Origin of the sequence: Dactylosporangium sucinum (genome assembly GCF_014647515.1) — a bacterium.
In the GTDB taxonomy this organism is placed as follows: domain Bacteria; phylum Actinomycetota; class Actinomycetes; order Mycobacteriales; family Micromonosporaceae; genus Dactylosporangium; species Dactylosporangium sucinum.
Map to the genome: position 1 here is coordinate 120585 of NZ_BMPI01000004.1, position 15199 is coordinate 135783.

At 71.8% G+C, this 15199-nt stretch carries 13 protein-coding genes and 1 pseudogene; 6 read left to right on the forward strand and 8 right to left on the reverse strand.

Going from position 1 to position 15199, the window contains the following annotated elements; genetic code table 11:
• Position 1 precedes the first annotated feature (1 nt).
• Entirely contained in the window at positions 2 to 217 is a 216-nt protein-coding gene (locus tag IEZ31_RS04710) for a hypothetical protein (protein WP_190248475.1), read from the reverse strand.
• A gap of 222 nt (positions 218 to 439) precedes the next feature.
• Between IEZ31_RS04710 and fbaA the strand changes: the two genes are divergently transcribed.
• Entirely contained in the window at positions 440 to 1465 is a 1026-nt protein-coding gene (gene fbaA / locus IEZ31_RS04715) for a class II fructose-bisphosphate aldolase (RefSeq protein ID WP_190248476.1), read from the forward strand.
• A 174-nt stretch (positions 1466 to 1639) separates the two neighbouring features.
• Here the strand turns inward: fbaA and IEZ31_RS04720 are convergent, their stop codons facing one another.
• Entirely contained in the window at positions 1640 to 2869 is a 1230-nt protein-coding gene (locus IEZ31_RS04720) for an LOG family protein (RefSeq protein ID WP_190248477.1), read from the reverse strand.
• 204 nt (positions 2870 to 3073) lie between these two features.
• On the opposite strand from IEZ31_RS04720, the gene IEZ31_RS04725 reads away from it, so the two are divergent.
• Positions 3074 to 3487: a DUF3151 domain-containing protein gene (locus IEZ31_RS04725; protein ID WP_190248478.1), complete on the forward strand. Its 414-nt coding sequence runs from the start codon at positions 3074 to 3076 to the stop codon at positions 3485 to 3487.
• A gap of 3 nt (positions 3488 to 3490) precedes the next feature.
• Here IEZ31_RS04725 and IEZ31_RS04730 read toward each other — a convergent pair.
• Together IEZ31_RS04730 and IEZ31_RS04735 are read right to left on the reverse strand one after the other, a co-directional pair.
• Positions 3491 to 4882: pseudogene (locus IEZ31_RS04730) on the reverse strand (MinD/ParA family ATP-binding protein); the annotation flags it as partial.
• Between the two features lie 317 nt (positions 4883 to 5199).
• The gene (locus IEZ31_RS04735; RefSeq protein WP_190248479.1) at positions 5200 to 6069 is read right to left on the reverse strand and encodes a diacylglycerol kinase family protein; all 870 of its coding nucleotides are present in this window, start codon (positions 6067 to 6069) and stop codon (positions 5200 to 5202) included.
• A gap of 101 nt (positions 6070 to 6170) precedes the next feature.
• Between IEZ31_RS04735 and IEZ31_RS04740 the strand changes: the two genes are divergently transcribed.
• The 3 genes from IEZ31_RS04740 to IEZ31_RS59330 all read left to right on the forward strand — a co-directional run bounded on the left by IEZ31_RS04740 (position 6171) and on the right by IEZ31_RS59330 (position 9634).
• Complete coding sequence (locus IEZ31_RS04740; RefSeq protein ID WP_190248480.1) at positions 6171 to 7457, forward strand: adenylosuccinate synthase; 1287 nt, start codon at positions 6171 to 6173, stop codon at positions 7455 to 7457.
• A 9-nt stretch (positions 7458 to 7466) separates the two neighbouring features.
• On the forward strand, positions 7467 to 8726 hold the full coding sequence (gene purD, locus IEZ31_RS04745) for a phosphoribosylamine--glycine ligase (protein ID WP_190248481.1): 1260 nt from the start codon (positions 7467 to 7469) through the stop codon (positions 8724 to 8726).
• 122 nt (positions 8727 to 8848) lie between these two features.
• Complete coding sequence (locus IEZ31_RS59330; RefSeq protein WP_373294497.1) at positions 8849 to 9634, forward strand: LPXTG cell wall anchor domain-containing protein; 786 nt, start codon at positions 8849 to 8851, stop codon at positions 9632 to 9634.
• A 175-nt stretch (positions 9635 to 9809) separates the two neighbouring features.
• Here the strand turns inward: IEZ31_RS59330 and IEZ31_RS04755 are convergent, their stop codons facing one another.
• From IEZ31_RS04755 to IEZ31_RS04770, 4 genes are all read right to left on the reverse strand, one after another.
• On the reverse strand, positions 9810 to 11087 hold the full coding sequence (locus IEZ31_RS04755; protein ID WP_190248482.1) for a hemolysin family protein: 1278 nt from the start codon (positions 11085 to 11087) through the stop codon (positions 9810 to 9812).
• Between the two features lie 59 nt (positions 11088 to 11146).
• The gene (locus IEZ31_RS04760; RefSeq protein WP_190248483.1) at positions 11147 to 12700 is read right to left on the reverse strand and encodes an AMP-binding protein; all 1554 of its coding nucleotides are present in this window, start codon (positions 12698 to 12700) and stop codon (positions 11147 to 11149) included.
• A gap of 5 nt (positions 12701 to 12705) precedes the next feature.
• Positions 12706 to 13920 carry an acyl-CoA dehydrogenase family protein gene (locus IEZ31_RS04765; protein ID WP_190248484.1) on the reverse strand — a complete coding sequence of 405 codons (1215 nt, stop codon included), beginning with the start codon at positions 13918 to 13920 and terminating at the stop codon, positions 12706 to 12708.
• Between the two features lie 140 nt (positions 13921 to 14060).
• Positions 14061 to 14516 (reverse strand): SCP2 sterol-binding domain-containing protein, encoded by a 456-nt coding sequence (locus tag IEZ31_RS04770; protein WP_190248485.1) that lies wholly within the window; start codon positions 14514 to 14516, stop codon positions 14061 to 14063.
• A gap of 67 nt (positions 14517 to 14583) precedes the next feature.
• On the opposite strand from IEZ31_RS04770, the gene IEZ31_RS04775 reads away from it, so the two are divergent.
• A complete protein-coding gene (locus tag IEZ31_RS04775; RefSeq protein WP_190248486.1) occupies positions 14584 to 15198 on the forward strand; it encodes a TetR/AcrR family transcriptional regulator in 615 nt (204 codons plus the stop codon).
• The last annotated feature ends 1 nt before the right edge of the window (position 15199 follow it).

Below are 15199 nucleotides of genomic sequence, written 5' to 3' on the forward strand. Positions count from 1 at the left end.
CTCAGCGGTACTCGTCGTCCAGGTCGACCTCGCGGTCTTGCTCGATGGCGTCATACTCGTTGGCGTCCCAGGGGCGCGCGTGCGGCGTCGCCGGCCGGTCCACGGGATTGGCCGGCTGCGCCTGCTCCGCCGCGTCCGCGGGGGATGCCTCGGGGTCGCGGACCTCGGGATCGAGCCGTTCGTCGAGCGTCACCAGTTCCTCGTCCGGCTGGGTCATCGCCGCTCCCTCTGTGGTCGTCGCTCCTCGTCGGCCGTTCTCAACCGTACGACTGAATCGTCCCTTTCGCTCCCGGGGTCGGCAAATCCCCTGGTCCTCACCCGGCTACGGGCATGCTGGAGTACTGGGAGATAATTCGGGGCAGGACAGCGCGGTCCGCGCGCGGAGCCGTGCCTGTCGGCTCCAATACCGCACGATCCAAAACAGCCAAGGAGCGCCGTCATGCCCATCGCCTCGCCCGATGTCTACGCCGAGATGCTCGACCGCGCCAAGGCCGGCGCGTTCGCCTACCCGGCGATCAACGTCTCGTCGTCGCAGACGCTCAACGCGGCCCTGCGCGGTTTCGCCGAGGCGGAGAGCGACGGCATCATCCAGGTGTCCACGGGCGGCGCCGAATACCTGTCCGGCCCGACCATCAAGGACATGATCACGGGCTCGGTCGCCTTCGCCGCCTACGCGCACGAGGTCGCGAAGAAGTACTCGGTGAACATCGCCCTCCACACCGACCACTGCCCGAAGGACAAGCTGGACAAGTTCGTCCGTCCGCTGCTGGCCATCTCGGCCGAGCGCGTCGCCAAGGGCGGCGAGCCGCTCTTCCAGTCGCACATGTGGGACGGCTCCGCGGTCCCGCTGGGCGAGAACCTCCAGATCGCGGAGGAGCTCCTGGCCGCGACCGCCGCCGCGAAGGTCGTCCTGGAGATCGAGGTCGGCGTCGTGGGCGGCGAGGAGGACGGCGTCGTCGGCGCCATCGACGAGAAGCTCTACACGACGGTCGAGGACGGCCTGGCCATGGTCGAGGCCCTGGGCCTCGGCGAGAAGGGCCGCTACATGGCCGCCCTGACCTTCGGCAACGTCCACGGCGTCTACAAGCCGGGCAACGTCAAGCTCCGCCCCGAGATCCTCAAGCAGATCCAGGACGCGGTGGCCGCCAAGTACGGCAAGGAGAAGCCCCTCTCGCTGGTCTTCCACGGCGGCTCGGGCTCCCTGCTCTCGGAGATCCGCGAGGCCCTCGACTACGGCGTCGTGAAGATGAACATCGACACCGACACCCAGTACGCCTTCACCCGCCCGGTCGCCGCCCACATGTTCACCAACTACGACGGCGTCCTCAAGGTCGACGGCGAGGTCGGCAACAAGAAGGCGTACGACCCGCGCGCCTGGGGCAAGGCGGCGGAGACGGGCATGGCCCAGCGCGTCGTCGAGGCCTGCGAGCACCTCCGCTCGACGGGCACCACGCTGTCCAAGTAGCTCACGCTGCGAAGGGGCGCCCCACGGTTGGTTCGTGGGGCGCCCTTTTCATGACTCGGGTCCGTAGCAGGCTCGATGACGTGGTAGGAAAACTGGCGCTATGACCCCAGTTTTCCTACCACGAAACGAAGATCGCGTCGTGGGTCGCTGCGGACGCGCCGCTCCCCGTGGGGGTCAGGGGGTGTAGGTCGTCAGGATCTCTGCGGCCTCGGCCACGTCGTCCGTGATGTGGATGAGGTGGCGCAGGTCGCCCACCGGGGACGCGGCGAAGAGCGGCTCCAGCAGGCCCCGCACCGGGAGGCGGTCGGTCCAGTGGGCCGCGTCCAGGAACACGAACGGGCCGCTCACGCCGTCCGTTGCGTAGAAGGTCTTCGTCGCGGCCTGGAAGATCTCCTGGACCGTGCCGGCCATCCCCGGGGCAAACACGATGCCGCCGCGGGACAGGCGCAGGATGGTGTCCTCGCGGATCGCGTTGGAGAAGTACTTGGCGATCTTCGCGGCGAACAGGTTGGCCGGCTCGTGGCCGTACAGCCACGTCGGGATGGCCAGGCCGCCGCGGCGCGCCCACGTTACCGGGTCCACCGCCACCTGGTCGGCGGGTGTCACCGAGTCCGGCGTGGGAGGGACCGGCTGGGCGAACGTCGACCGTACCTTCAACGCCACCGCCGTGTAGGGGTCGTGGTCGTGGAAGTCGGGCGCGGTGGCCAGCGCGGCGATCGCCTCGTCCACCGTCGACAGCGGGTGGTCCGCCAGGAACGCGCCCAGGTTGGCGGCCTCCATCACGCCGGGTCCGCCGCCCGTCACGACCAGGCGGTCGGCGCGGGCCAGGCGCCAGGCCAGCTCGGCCGCGTTGCGGAACTCGGCGGAGCCGCGCAGGACGGCGTGGCCGCCCATGATGCCGACCGCCGCCGCGGGGCCGCGCGCCGCGATCCAGCCGGCCGTCACGTTGGCCAGGGCGTTGTCGATGCCCGAGTCGTGCATCCGCTGGGCGACCGCCTCGCGGATCTCGGGGGTGGCGCCGCCCGTCGCGCGGAAGTGCTCGTAGACGACCGTGTCGAACATGCCCGAGAAGCCGTCCGAGGCGAAGCCGGCCGCGAGGTTCTCCGGGTCGTACAGCTGGGAAGGATGCGTCGGATACGGCACCCCGGCGAACTCGGGCACCACGACCGCGCGGCGCAGCAGCAGGTCGACGACGGTGTCGAGCTCGGCGAAGTGGCAGCCGATGAACAGCGCGTCGCTCACGTCCACAGTGGACAGGTCGACGGCGGCGAGGTCGAGCCCCTGGACGATCTTGTTGGCCAGCGACCCGGAGCTCAGGTGGAACCGCAGCTCTTCGGGCGACTCGATCTCGTCCGGCGAGTGGTCGTGGAGGGCGACGACGTCTGGCGGTGGCGGAGTTGGCACCAGATCATCCTGTCAGGGTGAGGCAAAGGACGATGGCCCGATCGTGATGATCGGGCCATCGCATAACCGGGTCCTGGGGAGGCTCCGGACTTTCATTTGTAGTCCGCCCACCGGTAGCGCCACACCCCCCGGTCGCGCGACGAGACCTCAACCGTTTAGTCACCTCTGGAATCATCCGCCGCAGTCGGCTGGTGTAATGGCGGCATGCAGAACCTGCTGCCTGAGGCCGCCCCTACCCTGCTGCCCGTCGACCAGGTCGCGACCGACCTGCTGGACTCCGCCGAGTCGGAGGAGGCCGTGAAGGCGGTCGCCGCCGCGCACCCCGCGTTCAGCGCGGCGTGGGCCCGGCTGGCCGAGCTGGCGCTCGCGGCCGGCGAACCGGTGACGGCGTATGCGTACGCGCGGACCGGGTACCACCGGGGGCTCGACCAGCTGCGCCGCAACGGCTGGCGCGGTGCCGGCCCGGTCCCGTGGTCCCACGGGCCCAACCAGGGCTTTCTCCGCGCGCTGCACGCCCTCGGGCAGGCGGCCGCGGGAATCGGCGAGCAGGACGAGGCCGAGCGCTGCGCGCAGTTCCTGAACGACAGCGACCCGGCCGCCACCCAGGCCCTGGCCTGACGGCTACAGCCCCTCGGACACGGCCGCGGCGACCTTGAGCCAGGCGTCGCGGCTGGCCGCGGTCAGGCCGGCGTAGCGGATCGGCTCGCCGGAGTCGATGAAGCGCTCATACGGGACCAGTAGCACGGTCCGGGTCCGGGCCGCGAAGTGCCGGGTGATGGCCGGGATGTCCACGTGTCGGCGGCTCGGCGGCATCGACACGACCGTGACCGCCTGGCGCACCAGCCGCTGGCGGCCGTGCTGCTCCAGGTGGTCCAGCATCCGGGACGCGGTCTCGGCCGAGTCGTTGCGGGCCGACATCGTCACCACGAGCTGGTCGGTGGCGTCGATCGCCGCCTGCCAGTTCTCCGCGCGCACGTTGTTGCCGGTGTCGACGAAGATCAGCTTGTAGAACCGGCTCACGACGTCGCGGATCTCGCCGAACGCGTGCGCCGTGAGCATCTCGCCCGCCGTCGCTGACTCGTCGGACGCCAGGACGTCGAACATGCCCTCGCCCTGCGCCCGCACGTACTGCGACAGGTCCCCGACCCGCCCCTGCGCACCCTGGAACTGCCCGAGGTCGCGCAGCAGGTCGCGCACGGTCCGGTTGTGGAAGTCCTGCTGGGCCCGCATCCCGAGGGTGCCCTGCGTCTCGTTGTTGTCCCACGCCAGCACGTAGCCGCCGCGCTTCTGCCCGAACGTCATCGCGAGCAGCAGCACGGCCACGGTCTTCCCGGCCCCGCCCTTCGGGTTGACCACGGTGACCTGCCGCAGCCCGCCGAAGTTGCGCCGGACCCGCTCGACGTCCTGCCGGAACTCCACCTCCCGCCGCCCGGGCGGCAGCTGGACGAGCCCGAGCGTCCCCTTGGCGAGCGCGCCGCGAACCCCGCGGACGGCCACCGGATCGGCCGGCCGGGCCTGCCGCCGTCGAGCGAACTCCTCGGCCGTGGGCGTGCTCCCGTCCCCCCACTGAGCTGGGGGAAGCGGGGGGAGCGGCGGTGCCGGAGGGGCCGGTGCCAGGTGGGGCGGCAAGGGCCCCGGAGGCACGGGCGGAGCAGCCGCCGCCGCCTGTGGCCAACCGGCCGGCTCCCCGGACCGCGGCCGAGGCGCCCTGGCCGGCGGCATCGGCCCAGGATGAGCCCCAGCGGGCGGCCCGAAAGGCGGCCCGGACGCAGGCCCGGCAGGCGGCCCAGCGGGCGGAGCGGAAGGCGGCCCAGCGGGCGGAGCGGAAGGCGGCCCAGCGGGCGGAGCGGAAGGCGGCCCGGACGCAGGCCCGGCAGACGGCGCCGAGGGAGGGGCCGGACGCGGCGGCGGGGCCGGAGACGGCGGGGCGGTAGGCGGCGCCGAGAGCTCGGCCGCATACCGAGGCGGCATCGGATGCGGAACCCCGGCCGGCCCCGACACGGGGATCGCCCCCGAGCCCGACACCGGAATAGCCGGCGACGGTCGCACCGGCTCACCCGGCGCGGGAACGTGCGGCACCGGCCGGCCGTGCTGGACCACCGGCGCGCTCGGCGGCTGCGACCAGGGCGAGCCACTGTGCGAACCGCCATCCGCCGACGAGCTGGACGGCGGCGCGGGAGGGTCGGCCTCGGATGGGCGCCGGCCGTCGATGCTCTCCTCCGGTGGCCAGAAACCGTCCTCCACTGCGTGCCCTCCCACCACTCGCCGCTCCCCACCGTATGCGACCCGATACCAGCCGCCAACCGGTGATCACGCAGCGTAGGAGCAGGCTACGGGATGTACACGGCCCAGGCCGCGCGCTCCATCCACCACGAACGCTTGCGGGTCAGCGAGCCCTCCACCCCGTCGTCGACGAACGGCACGTCGACGCGCGGGGTGACGGCGACGGCGCGGCCGTGGGCGCGGCGCACCTCGATCTCGACGCGGGGCTGGCGGAACAGCCGGCGGGACGCCCGGGGCAGGGCCACGGCCACATCCAGTACACCGTCATCCACAGCGGGACCGGTCACCAGCGGCAGCCCGTCGACCGTCGCGTAGCGGGACGCGTTGGCGATCACCGACATCAGCACCGGCTCGGTGCCGTCGGCCAGGACCGCGTCGTCGACCTCGACCCGCGCGAGGAACGTGCGGGCGGAGCCGCCGGCGTCGACGCCGCCGATCAGCGCGCCGTCCAGGGTCACCGAGCCGCCGTCGTTGCGCAGCAGGTCGAGCCGCCGGGTGCGGCCCCCGAGCACGGCGGCGGCGACCACGGCGGGCTCGCGGGGCAGGCCGAGGCGGGTGGCGAGGTCGGTCGCGTCCGGCCCGAGCGGCAGGATGCCGATCGGCGGCAGGTCGGGGACGGTGCGGTCGCCGGGCAGGTCGTCGGGCCGCTTGGAGGGCGCGGGCGCGTGCAGGCGGACCAGGCGCCGCATGACCGCGCGCAGCTGCGCGTCGGCGGCGGTCGCCACGATGATCCGAGCGTCGGTCCGCAGCGCCGAGTCGATCTCGGCGTCGGTGTGCGCGACCACGGTCCGGACCTCGGCACTTGCCGTGCGAAGGGCGTCTCGGCAGGCAAGAATGGGGGTACGCGTGCCGCACGCGCCGTTGTCGCAGGCACACTCCGTGCCTTCGCCGAGCGCGAGCACCACGACGTCGACCACCGTTGTCAGCCTTCCTCAGAGGAAACACACAGCATGAGGTTGTTAGCCTGGCAGCCCGGGTGACCGAGCGGTCGCCCGACCCCGTTGGAGGGCGAGCAGACATGCCAGCGATCGTGCTCATCGGCGCACAGTGGGGCGACGAGGGCAAGGGCAAGGTTACCGACATGATTGGCGGCGGCGTCGACTACGTCGTGCGCTTCTCGGGCGGCAATAACGCAGGTCACACCGTGGTGACGCCGGACGGGCAGAAGTTCGCCCTGCACCTCATGCCCTCCGGGGCGCTGTGGCCAAACGCCGCGATCGTCATCGGCAACGGGGTGGTCATCGACCCGAAGGTGCTGCTCACCGAGATCGACGGCCTGGCCGAGCGGGGCGTCGACGTGTCCCGCCTGATGATCTCGGGTGACGCACACCTCATCATGCCGCACCACCGGGCGCTCGACCGGGTCGTCGAGCGCTACCTCGGCTCGTCCCGCATCGGCACCACCGGCCGCGGCATCGGCCCCGCCTACGGCGACAAGGTGAGCCGCATGGGCATCCGGGTGCAGGACCTGCTCGACCCCGGCATCCTGCGCAAGAAGCTGGAGATCGTCCTCCGCGAGCGCAACCAGGTGCTGTTCAAGGTGTACAACCGCAAGGAGATCGACGTCGACGCGGTGGTGGAGGAGTACCTCACCTACGCCGAACGCCTCCGCCCGTACATCACAGACACCCGCGCCGTCCTCTGGCGCGGCCTCGAGGAGGGCCGGACGGTCCTGCTGGAGGGCGCGCAGGCCACGATGCTCGACATGGACCACGGCACCTATCCGTTCGTGACGTCGTCCAACCCGTCCGCCGGCGGCGCCTGCGTCGGCTCGGGCATCCCGCCGACCGCGATCACCCAGGTCATCGGCGTCACCAAGGCCTACACGACGCGCGTCGGCTCGGGCCCGTTCCCGACCGAGCTCTTCGACGACAACGGCGTGCACCTGCGCAAGGTCGGCCGGGAATACGGCACGACGACCGGCCGCGAGCGGCGCACGGGCTGGTATGACGCGGTCGTCGCCCGCTACGCGACCCGGCTCAACGGCATCACCGACCTGGTCGTCACCAAGCTCGACGTGCTGTCCGGCCTGGAGAAGGTCCCGCTGTGCGTGGCCTACGAGGTCGACGGCAAGCGCACCGACGACATGCCGATGACGCAGACCGAGTTCCACCACGCCGTGCCGATCTACGAGGAGCTGCCCGGCTGGTGGGAGGACATCTCCCAGGCCCGCGAGTTCGCCGACCTGCCGGCCAACGCCCAGCGGTATGTCGAGCGCATCGAGGAGCTCGCCGGCACCCGCGTGTCCATTGTCGGAGTGGGACCGGGCCGGGACGAAAACGTCATCCGGCACCCGCTGATCTAGTCTTTGCGGGTGCGCGTACTGCTGATCGGAACCGGCGGCCGGGAACACGCCATCGCCGCTGCCCTGGCCGCTGACCCGGCCGTGACCGCCCTCGTCTGCGCGCCCGGCAACCCGGGCATGGCCGCTCTGGGCGAGCAGGTCGACGTCGACCCGCTCGACCCGGCGGCCGTGGCCGCGCTGGCCGTCGAGCGCTCGGCCGACCTGGTGGTCGTCGGGCCCGAGGCGCCGCTGGTGGCCGGGGTCGCCGATGCGGTCCGGGCGAAGGGCATCCCCTGCTTCGGCCCGTCCCAGGCGGCCGCGGCCCTGGAGGGCTCGAAGGCGTTCGCCAAGGACGTCATGCGGGCGGCGGGCGTGCCGACCGCCCGCTCGTTCGTGTGCACGACCCCGGACGAGCTGGCGCGGTCGCTCGACGAGTTCGGCCCGCCCTACGTGGTCAAGGACGACGGGCTCGCCGCCGGCAAGGGCGTCATCGTCACCGACGACCGGGACGCGGCCCTGGCCCACGGCGCCGCCTGCGAGCGGGTCGTCGTCGAGGAGTATCTCGCCGGCCCCGAGGTGTCGCTCTTCGTGGTCACCGACGGCACCGCGGCGGTACCGCTGCAACCCGCCCAGGATTTCAAGCGCATCTTCGACGGCGATCAGGGCCCGAACACCGGCGGCATGGGTGCCTACTCGCCGCTGCCCTGGGCGCCGCCCGACCTCGTCGAGCGGGTCATGGCCGAGGTGGTCCAGCCGACCATGGCCGAGATGCGACACCGCGGCGCGCCGTTCGTCGGCACGCTCTACGTCGGCCTGGCGATCACCGCCGGCGGCCCCAAGGTCATCGAGTTCAACTGCCGCTTCGGCGACCCGGAGACGCAGGTCGTCCTGGCCCGCCTGGAGACGCCGCTGGCCGGCGTGCTGCATGCCGCGGCGGTCGGCCGGCTGGCCGAGGACCCGCCGCTGGCCTGGCGCTCGGGCGCCGCGGTCTGCGTGGTGATGGCCAGCGCCGGCTACCCGGAGTCGTCCCGCAAGGGCGACGTGATCACCGGCGCCGACGGCGTCCCGGGCGTGATCCACGCCGGCACGGCCCGCCGCGCCGACGGCGCGCTCGTCACCGCCGGTGGTCGGGTGCTGACCTGCACCGCGCGCGGCACGACCCTGGCCGAGGCTCGCGCGGCGGCGTACGCGCTGGTGCACGGCGTCCAGTTCGACGGCGCCCAGTTCCGCACCGACATCGCATTGGCCGCCGTCGAGGACCGAGTGTCGGTTCCGGTGCACGGAGCGTGATGTTGGCATCCACCGATCGGCCAGACATTACCGGGGCGACGCCCGTGATTGCCGGTTTAAGGACTGATTAAGTCCGAATCGTCGCGGTTGATGGACTGGGAGTTTGCTGGGAGATTCCCCGGGTGTTCAAGCTGAACCTGCGGGGGATCGCCCGGCTCGGCGCCGTGGCGGCTTCCACCACCATCGTTCTGGCCACGCTCGGAGCCCCGGCCCGCGCCGAGGAACCCGACTACGGCTTCCCGATCCTGTCCACCGAGCCGACGACCGCGGTGGACTACAAGACGCACAGCTGCGAGGGCATCGCCGACGGCAAGCCCGCGTCCCGGGCCGACGGCTGGCGCCTCGGCGCGCCGGCCAAGGCCGACCGGGTCGTCGCCTACCTGGCGCTCTACTCGACCAGCCTCGACGAGGACGCGGACATCTTCCCGCTGTACCTCGACAAGGACGGCCTCCACTCGATCACGGACGACGACATCGAGGACGCCGCCAACCTGACCAAGGCGCGCGCCGCCGCCAAGGCCGCCGCCAAGGTCGCCGAGGAGGACCCGGACCTGCCGATCGGCCCGGCCCCGTCCGGCTTCAGCGGCAGCCTGACCGACGCGGGCGCCGGCGGCGGCTGGATCCGCACCTCGCCGGGCCTGTGGCTGGTCTTCGCCGCCGCGATCACCGAGCCGGAGCTGACCAGCGGCACGTTCGACCTGATCAGCACCTGCGTCGCGGCCGACGCCCCGAGCAGCCCGGCGCCGAGCAACCCGGCCCCGTCGGCCAGCCCGACCCCCGGCCCGTCCCTGCCGGTCACCGGCTCGAACGTCGGCCTGATCAGCGGCATCGGCGCGGGCCTCGTGGCCCTGGGTGCGGTCCTCTTCGTGGTGTACCGCCGCCGCCGCAACATCAAGTTCGTCGCCTGAGCAACACCCCGAAAGCGGCGCCGGGATCCTCCCGGCGCCGCTTTCGTGTTCCCGGACAACCCGAGCCCGGGAACCCTCCGTTCTGAGTGCGTGATGGAACACGCCTTGCCGCGAGTACGTCGCGGCCAACCTCGTCGGGGCGGCGGAGATCGTCGCGATCGCCACCGCCCCGAGCTCACGCTCGATCCATAGCCGCCTGCCGGGCCGTCACCGCCGAGATCGCGCGCCCACGGACCTGCGACACCGTGAAGGTCCACGGGCCGACCGTCGCCGACTCGCCCGGCGCGGTCGGCAGGTGGCCGAGCGTCGCCAGGACCAGGCCGGCGATCGTCGTGTAGCCGCTGCCTGGCAGCCGCTCCAGGTCGATGCCGATGTCCGGCAGGTCGTGGATCGGGAACGAGCCCGGCAGCAGCAGGCTGCCGTCGTTCTGCCGCTGGACCTGCTGGATGTCCTTGTCGGTCTCGTCGTAGATCTCACCCACGACCTCCTCGATGAGGTCCTCCAGGGTGACGATGCCGTCGATCGCGCCGCGCTCGTCGACGATCAGGGCCAGCTGCTGCCGCTCCGCCTTGAACCGCTGCAGCGCCTGCGCGACCGGCAGCGACTCGGGCAGCAGCAGCGCCGGGCGCATCACCGCCCGCACCGGGCCGTCGGCCCGGATCAGGTCGGCCCAGTGCACGATGCCGATCGCCGAGTCGAGGTCGCCGTTGGCGACGACCGGCGCCCGCGAGTGGCCGGTGGCGGCCAGCTCGGCGGCGGCCTCCCGGGCCGGGAGGTCGGCGTGGAGGGAGAACACCGACGGGCGCGGCACGAGGACCTCGCGCAGCGTGCGGCCGGTGATCTCCACCGCGCCGGAGATGATCAGGCGCTGCTGGCGGCTGAACGAGCGCTGGGTGGCCACCAGGTCGCGCAGCTCCTCCGGGCTGATCTCGTCCTGGCGCAGGTTCGGATCGGCGCCCGCCAGCCGCACCACCAGGTCGCTGGACTTGCCGAGCACCCAGTTGACCGGCCGGAGGGCGGTCGACAGGAAGTACAGCGGCCGGGCCACCATCATCGCCCACGGCTCGGCCCGCTGCATCGCGATCCGCTTGGGGGCGAGCTCGCCGATGACCAGCGTGACGAAGGTGAGCACGAGGGTGACCAGCACGATCGCGACCCCGTTGGCGGCGCCGCCGAGGAAGCTGAGCAGTGGCCGCACGGGCTCGGCCAGCGAGACGGCCGCCGTCGCCGAGGCGAGGAAGCCGGCCAGCGTGATGCCGATCTGGATGGTCGAGAGGAAGCGGTTGGGGTCACGGGCCAGCTTGACCAGCGTGCGGCCCGCTCGGCCCTGCCGCTCCAGCCGGCGGAGCTGGCCCTCCCGCAGCGAGATGAGTGCCATCTCGCTGCCGGAGAACGCCGCGTTGAGCAATGTCAGCACCAGGACGAGCGTGAGCTCGATCCACGTTGAGTTCATCGATGCCGCCGCAAGAGCGGCTCGGTACTACTGACGTCCACCGACCAAGCGTAGCGAGGCTACCTGGGAAAAAGCTGACGGCGCACGATCTTGCCGGTGGCGTTGCGGGGAAGGGCCGGGACGAAGTACACGTCACGCGGGACCGAGAAGCGGGCCAGCCGGTGCCGCACGTACTCGCGCACCGCGTCGGGCTCGACCCACTCGCCCTCGTGGAGGGCGATCCACGCGGCGAGCCGCTGGCCGAACTCGTCGTCCGGCACGCCCGCCACCGCGACCTCGCGGACCTGCGGCAGCTCGGCGATCACGTCCTCGACGGCCGCCGGATACACGTTCTCGCCGCCCGAGATGACCATGTCGTCCTCGCGGCCGTCGACGAACAGCAGCCCGTCCTCCGACAGGTGCCCCAGGTCGCCGGTCGCCAGCAGGTCGCCGTGCCGCTCGCGGCCGGTCCCGTTGGTGTACCCCTCGAACAGCATGTCGTTGCCCACGAAGATCCGCCCGACCACGCCGGTCGGCAGCGGACGCCCGGCCTCGTCGAGGATCGCCACGCTGGTGCCCTGCGGCGGACGACCGGCCGTGCCCGGCGCCGAGAGCAGCTCGGCGGGGGTGGCGATCGACGCCCACGACGCTTCCGTCGTGCCGTAGAGGTTGTACAGCACCTCGCCGTACATCCGCATGAATCGCGTGGCGAGCGGCCCCGTCAGCGCCGAGCCGGACGTCGCCACGACCTTCAGCGTGGGGATCGCCCCCGGGCCCTCCAGCAGCCGCTGCAGCATCACCGGTACCGCGAACAACGACGTGCACCGGTTCGCCCGCATGGACTCCACAGTGGATGCCGGGGTGAACCGCCGGGTGACCACCATCGTCCCGCGCAGCGCCAGGCACAGCTGCAGCGCGGCCAGCCCCCACGTGTGGAACAGCGGCGCGGCCACGAACATCCGCTCGCCCGCGCTCAGCGGAATGCGCGACACCACCGTGGCGAGCGGGCCCAGTCCCGCCGGGTTCCGGCGTTTCGCGCCCTTGGGTGCTCCGGTGGTACCGGAGGTGAGCACGACGACCGACCCGGCGTGCTCGGGCGGCTCGATCACCCCCGTCGGGGACCGCTGGATGAGCGAGTCGACGCGTTCGACGGCCACCCGTGGCAGGTGCGGCGGCATCGCCGCGAGCAGCCCGAGCAGCGCGTCGTCGTGCAGCAGCAGCATCAGGCGCTGGTCGTGGGCGACCGTCTCCAGCTGCGCGTTGCCCAGCCCGGTGTTGATCAGGACGGCCTGCCCGCCGAGGGCGATCACCGCCATGACGGCCTCGACGAAGTACGCCGAGTTGTCGCAGAGCAGGCCGACCCGCGTGCCGGGGCCGACGCCGTGCTCCACCCGGAGGGCGTTGGCCAGGCGGCGGACCCGTTCGTCGAGGTCGCCGTAGGTCACCGCCCGGTGCTCGTCGACGATGGCGACCCGTTGCGGGTCGCGGGCGGCGGCGGACCGCATCTCGCCGAAGAGGCCGAACCCCCACCTGCGCAGCGCGTTGAGCTGTCGCACGACGCGGGCGGGGCTGCCCGGCGCCAGCACCTTGCGGCGGGCCAGAGTTCTCAGCACAAACGCCTTATTCGCGGACATAATGCCTACCGAATATAGACGCCTGAGATTGCCCTGGCCACTACCAGCCGCTGGATCTCGCTGGTGCCCTCGAAGATCGTGTAGATCTTGGCGTCGCGGTACCAGCGCTCGACCGGGTGCTCGCGGACGAATCCGGCGCCGCCGAGGATCTGCACGGCCTTCTCGGTGACCGCAACCGCGACCTCGCCGGCCTTGAGCTTGCTCATGGAGCCCTCGCCGGCCTCGAACGGGCGGTTGTTGCGGCCCATCCAGGCGGCCCGCCAGACGAGCAGGCGAGCGGCGTCGATCTCCATCTTCATGTCGGCGAGCGCGAAGGCGATCGACTGGTTCTCGATGATCGGCCGGCCGAACTGCACGCGGCCCTTCGCGTACTCCAGCGCGTACTCGTACGCGGCCCGCGCCACGCCCAGCGCCTGCGCGCCGACCGCCGGCCTGGACAGCTCGAACGTGCGCATCGCCGCCTGACCCTGCGCCTTGCGGCCCTCGCGGGCCCGGGCGAGCCGCGCGTCGAGCGCCTCCTTGCCGCCGAGTAGGCAGCGGCCGGGCACCCGGACCTCGTCCAGGAAGACGTCGGCGGTGTGCGAGGCCCGCAGGCCGAGCTTCTTGAGCTTCTTGGAGCCGTTCAGCCCCGGGGTGCCGGGCGGCACGACGAACGCGGCCTGCCCGCGCGATCCCAGCTCCGGCTCGACGCTCGCCGTGACGACGTGGACCTCGGCGATGCCGCCGTTGGTCGCGAACGCCTTCTGGCCGCTGATGACCCACTCGTCGGCGGCCTCGTCGTACCGCGCCCGGGTGCGCATCGAGCCGACGTCCGACCCGGCCTCGGGCTCGGTGGTGCAGAACGCGGCGACCTTGGGGTCGCTCGCGTCGCCGAAGCACTGCGGCACCCACTCCAGCATCTGGTCGGGCGTGCCCGAGGCGTAGATCGCGGCGACCGCCAGGCTGGTACCGAAGATCGCCATGCCGATCCCGGCGTCGCCCCAGAACAGCTCCTCGTTGGACAGGCACAGCGACAGCCCGGTCGGGTCGGCCCAGGTGTTGGCCAGGAACTCGAACCCGTACAGGCCGATCTTCGCCGCCTCCTGGATCACCGGCCAGGGCGTCTCCTCGCGGGCGTCCCACTCGGCGCCGGCCGGCCGCACGACGTCGCGGGCGAACCCGTGCACCCACTCCCGCAGGTCCCGCTGTTCCTCGTTGAGATCGAGCGAGAACTCCACCACCAGCGTTCCTCCCTTCGTCGTCGTGCCCTACTCCCCTTCTTGCGTCGATCTTGCAGTTGTGGTTCGGAAATGTCCTGACAATTCCGTCCGAAACGGCAACCACAACTGCAAGATCGGCGCGGAGGGGCGCCGCGGGCGGGTCAGGCCTTCGGGATGTCGAAGAGGTTGGCGATGTTGGCCGCCAGGCCCAGGTCGCCCTTCGCCTTGAGCTTGCCCGTCATGAACATCATCATGGGGTTGCCGGCACCCGAGACGACCTTGAGAAAGTCGACCGGCCCGACCGTGATCGCGAGCTTCGGGTCCTGGCCGGCGCTCGGCGACAGCGTGCAGGTGCCGTCGGCGATGACCAGCTCGTAGGTGTCCACGCTGCCGTCGGGGCGTTCGGTGATCGTCCAGTGGATGATCGCGTTCGTCGATCCGGCCCGGTCGGGGCGGAACAGCTCCGGGAAGCGGGAGAAGATCGTGTCGAGGACTTTGCCGCGCTGGTCGCTCTTCATGATGTCGGCGAGCTGGGAGTCCGGCGAGTTCTTGACGAGCTGCGCGAACTGCTTGGGGTCGACGTTGTTGAAGTCGCCCAGGGCGTCGAGGTCGGACATGCTGTGCCCTCCGTTGGAATTAAGCTACTCGTGCGTAACCTTACGCACGAGTAAGTAAGGTGGCAAGATGCTGAAACGGCTCCCCCGGGTCGTCCGCGAGCAGCAGATGCTCGACGCCGCGGTCAAGGTGTTCGCCGACCGGGGCTTCCACGCGGCGTCGATGGACGAGATCGCGGAGGTCGCCGGCATCTCGAAGCCGATGGTCTACGCCTACCTGGGCACCAAGGACGAGCTCTTCATCGCCTGCCTCCAGCGGGAGGCGACGCGCCTGTTGGAGACGGTGGCGGCGGGGGTACTGCCGGCGGCCACCCCCGACGAGCAACTCTGGAACGGCCTGCGCTCGTTCTTCACCTTCGTCGGCGCGCACCGCGACGGCTGGCGCGTCCTCTACCGCCAGGCCCGCAGCGAGCCCCACTTCGCCGGCGAGCTCGCGGGCATGCGCGCCCGGATCGTCGAGGTGGTCGCCGGCCTGCTGGAGAGCGCCTGCGCGGCGGCCGCCGTCCCGGCCCGCCCCGGCGACTTCGTGGCGATGGCCTACGCCTACGTGGGCGCGGCGGAATCCCTCGCGGACTGGCTCGCCGACCACGAGGAGGAGGACCCGGAGCAGACCGCGACCCGCATGATGAACTTCGTCTGGATCGGCGCCGAGTCCCTCCTGCAGGGCAGGGTCTGGCGCGCCTGAG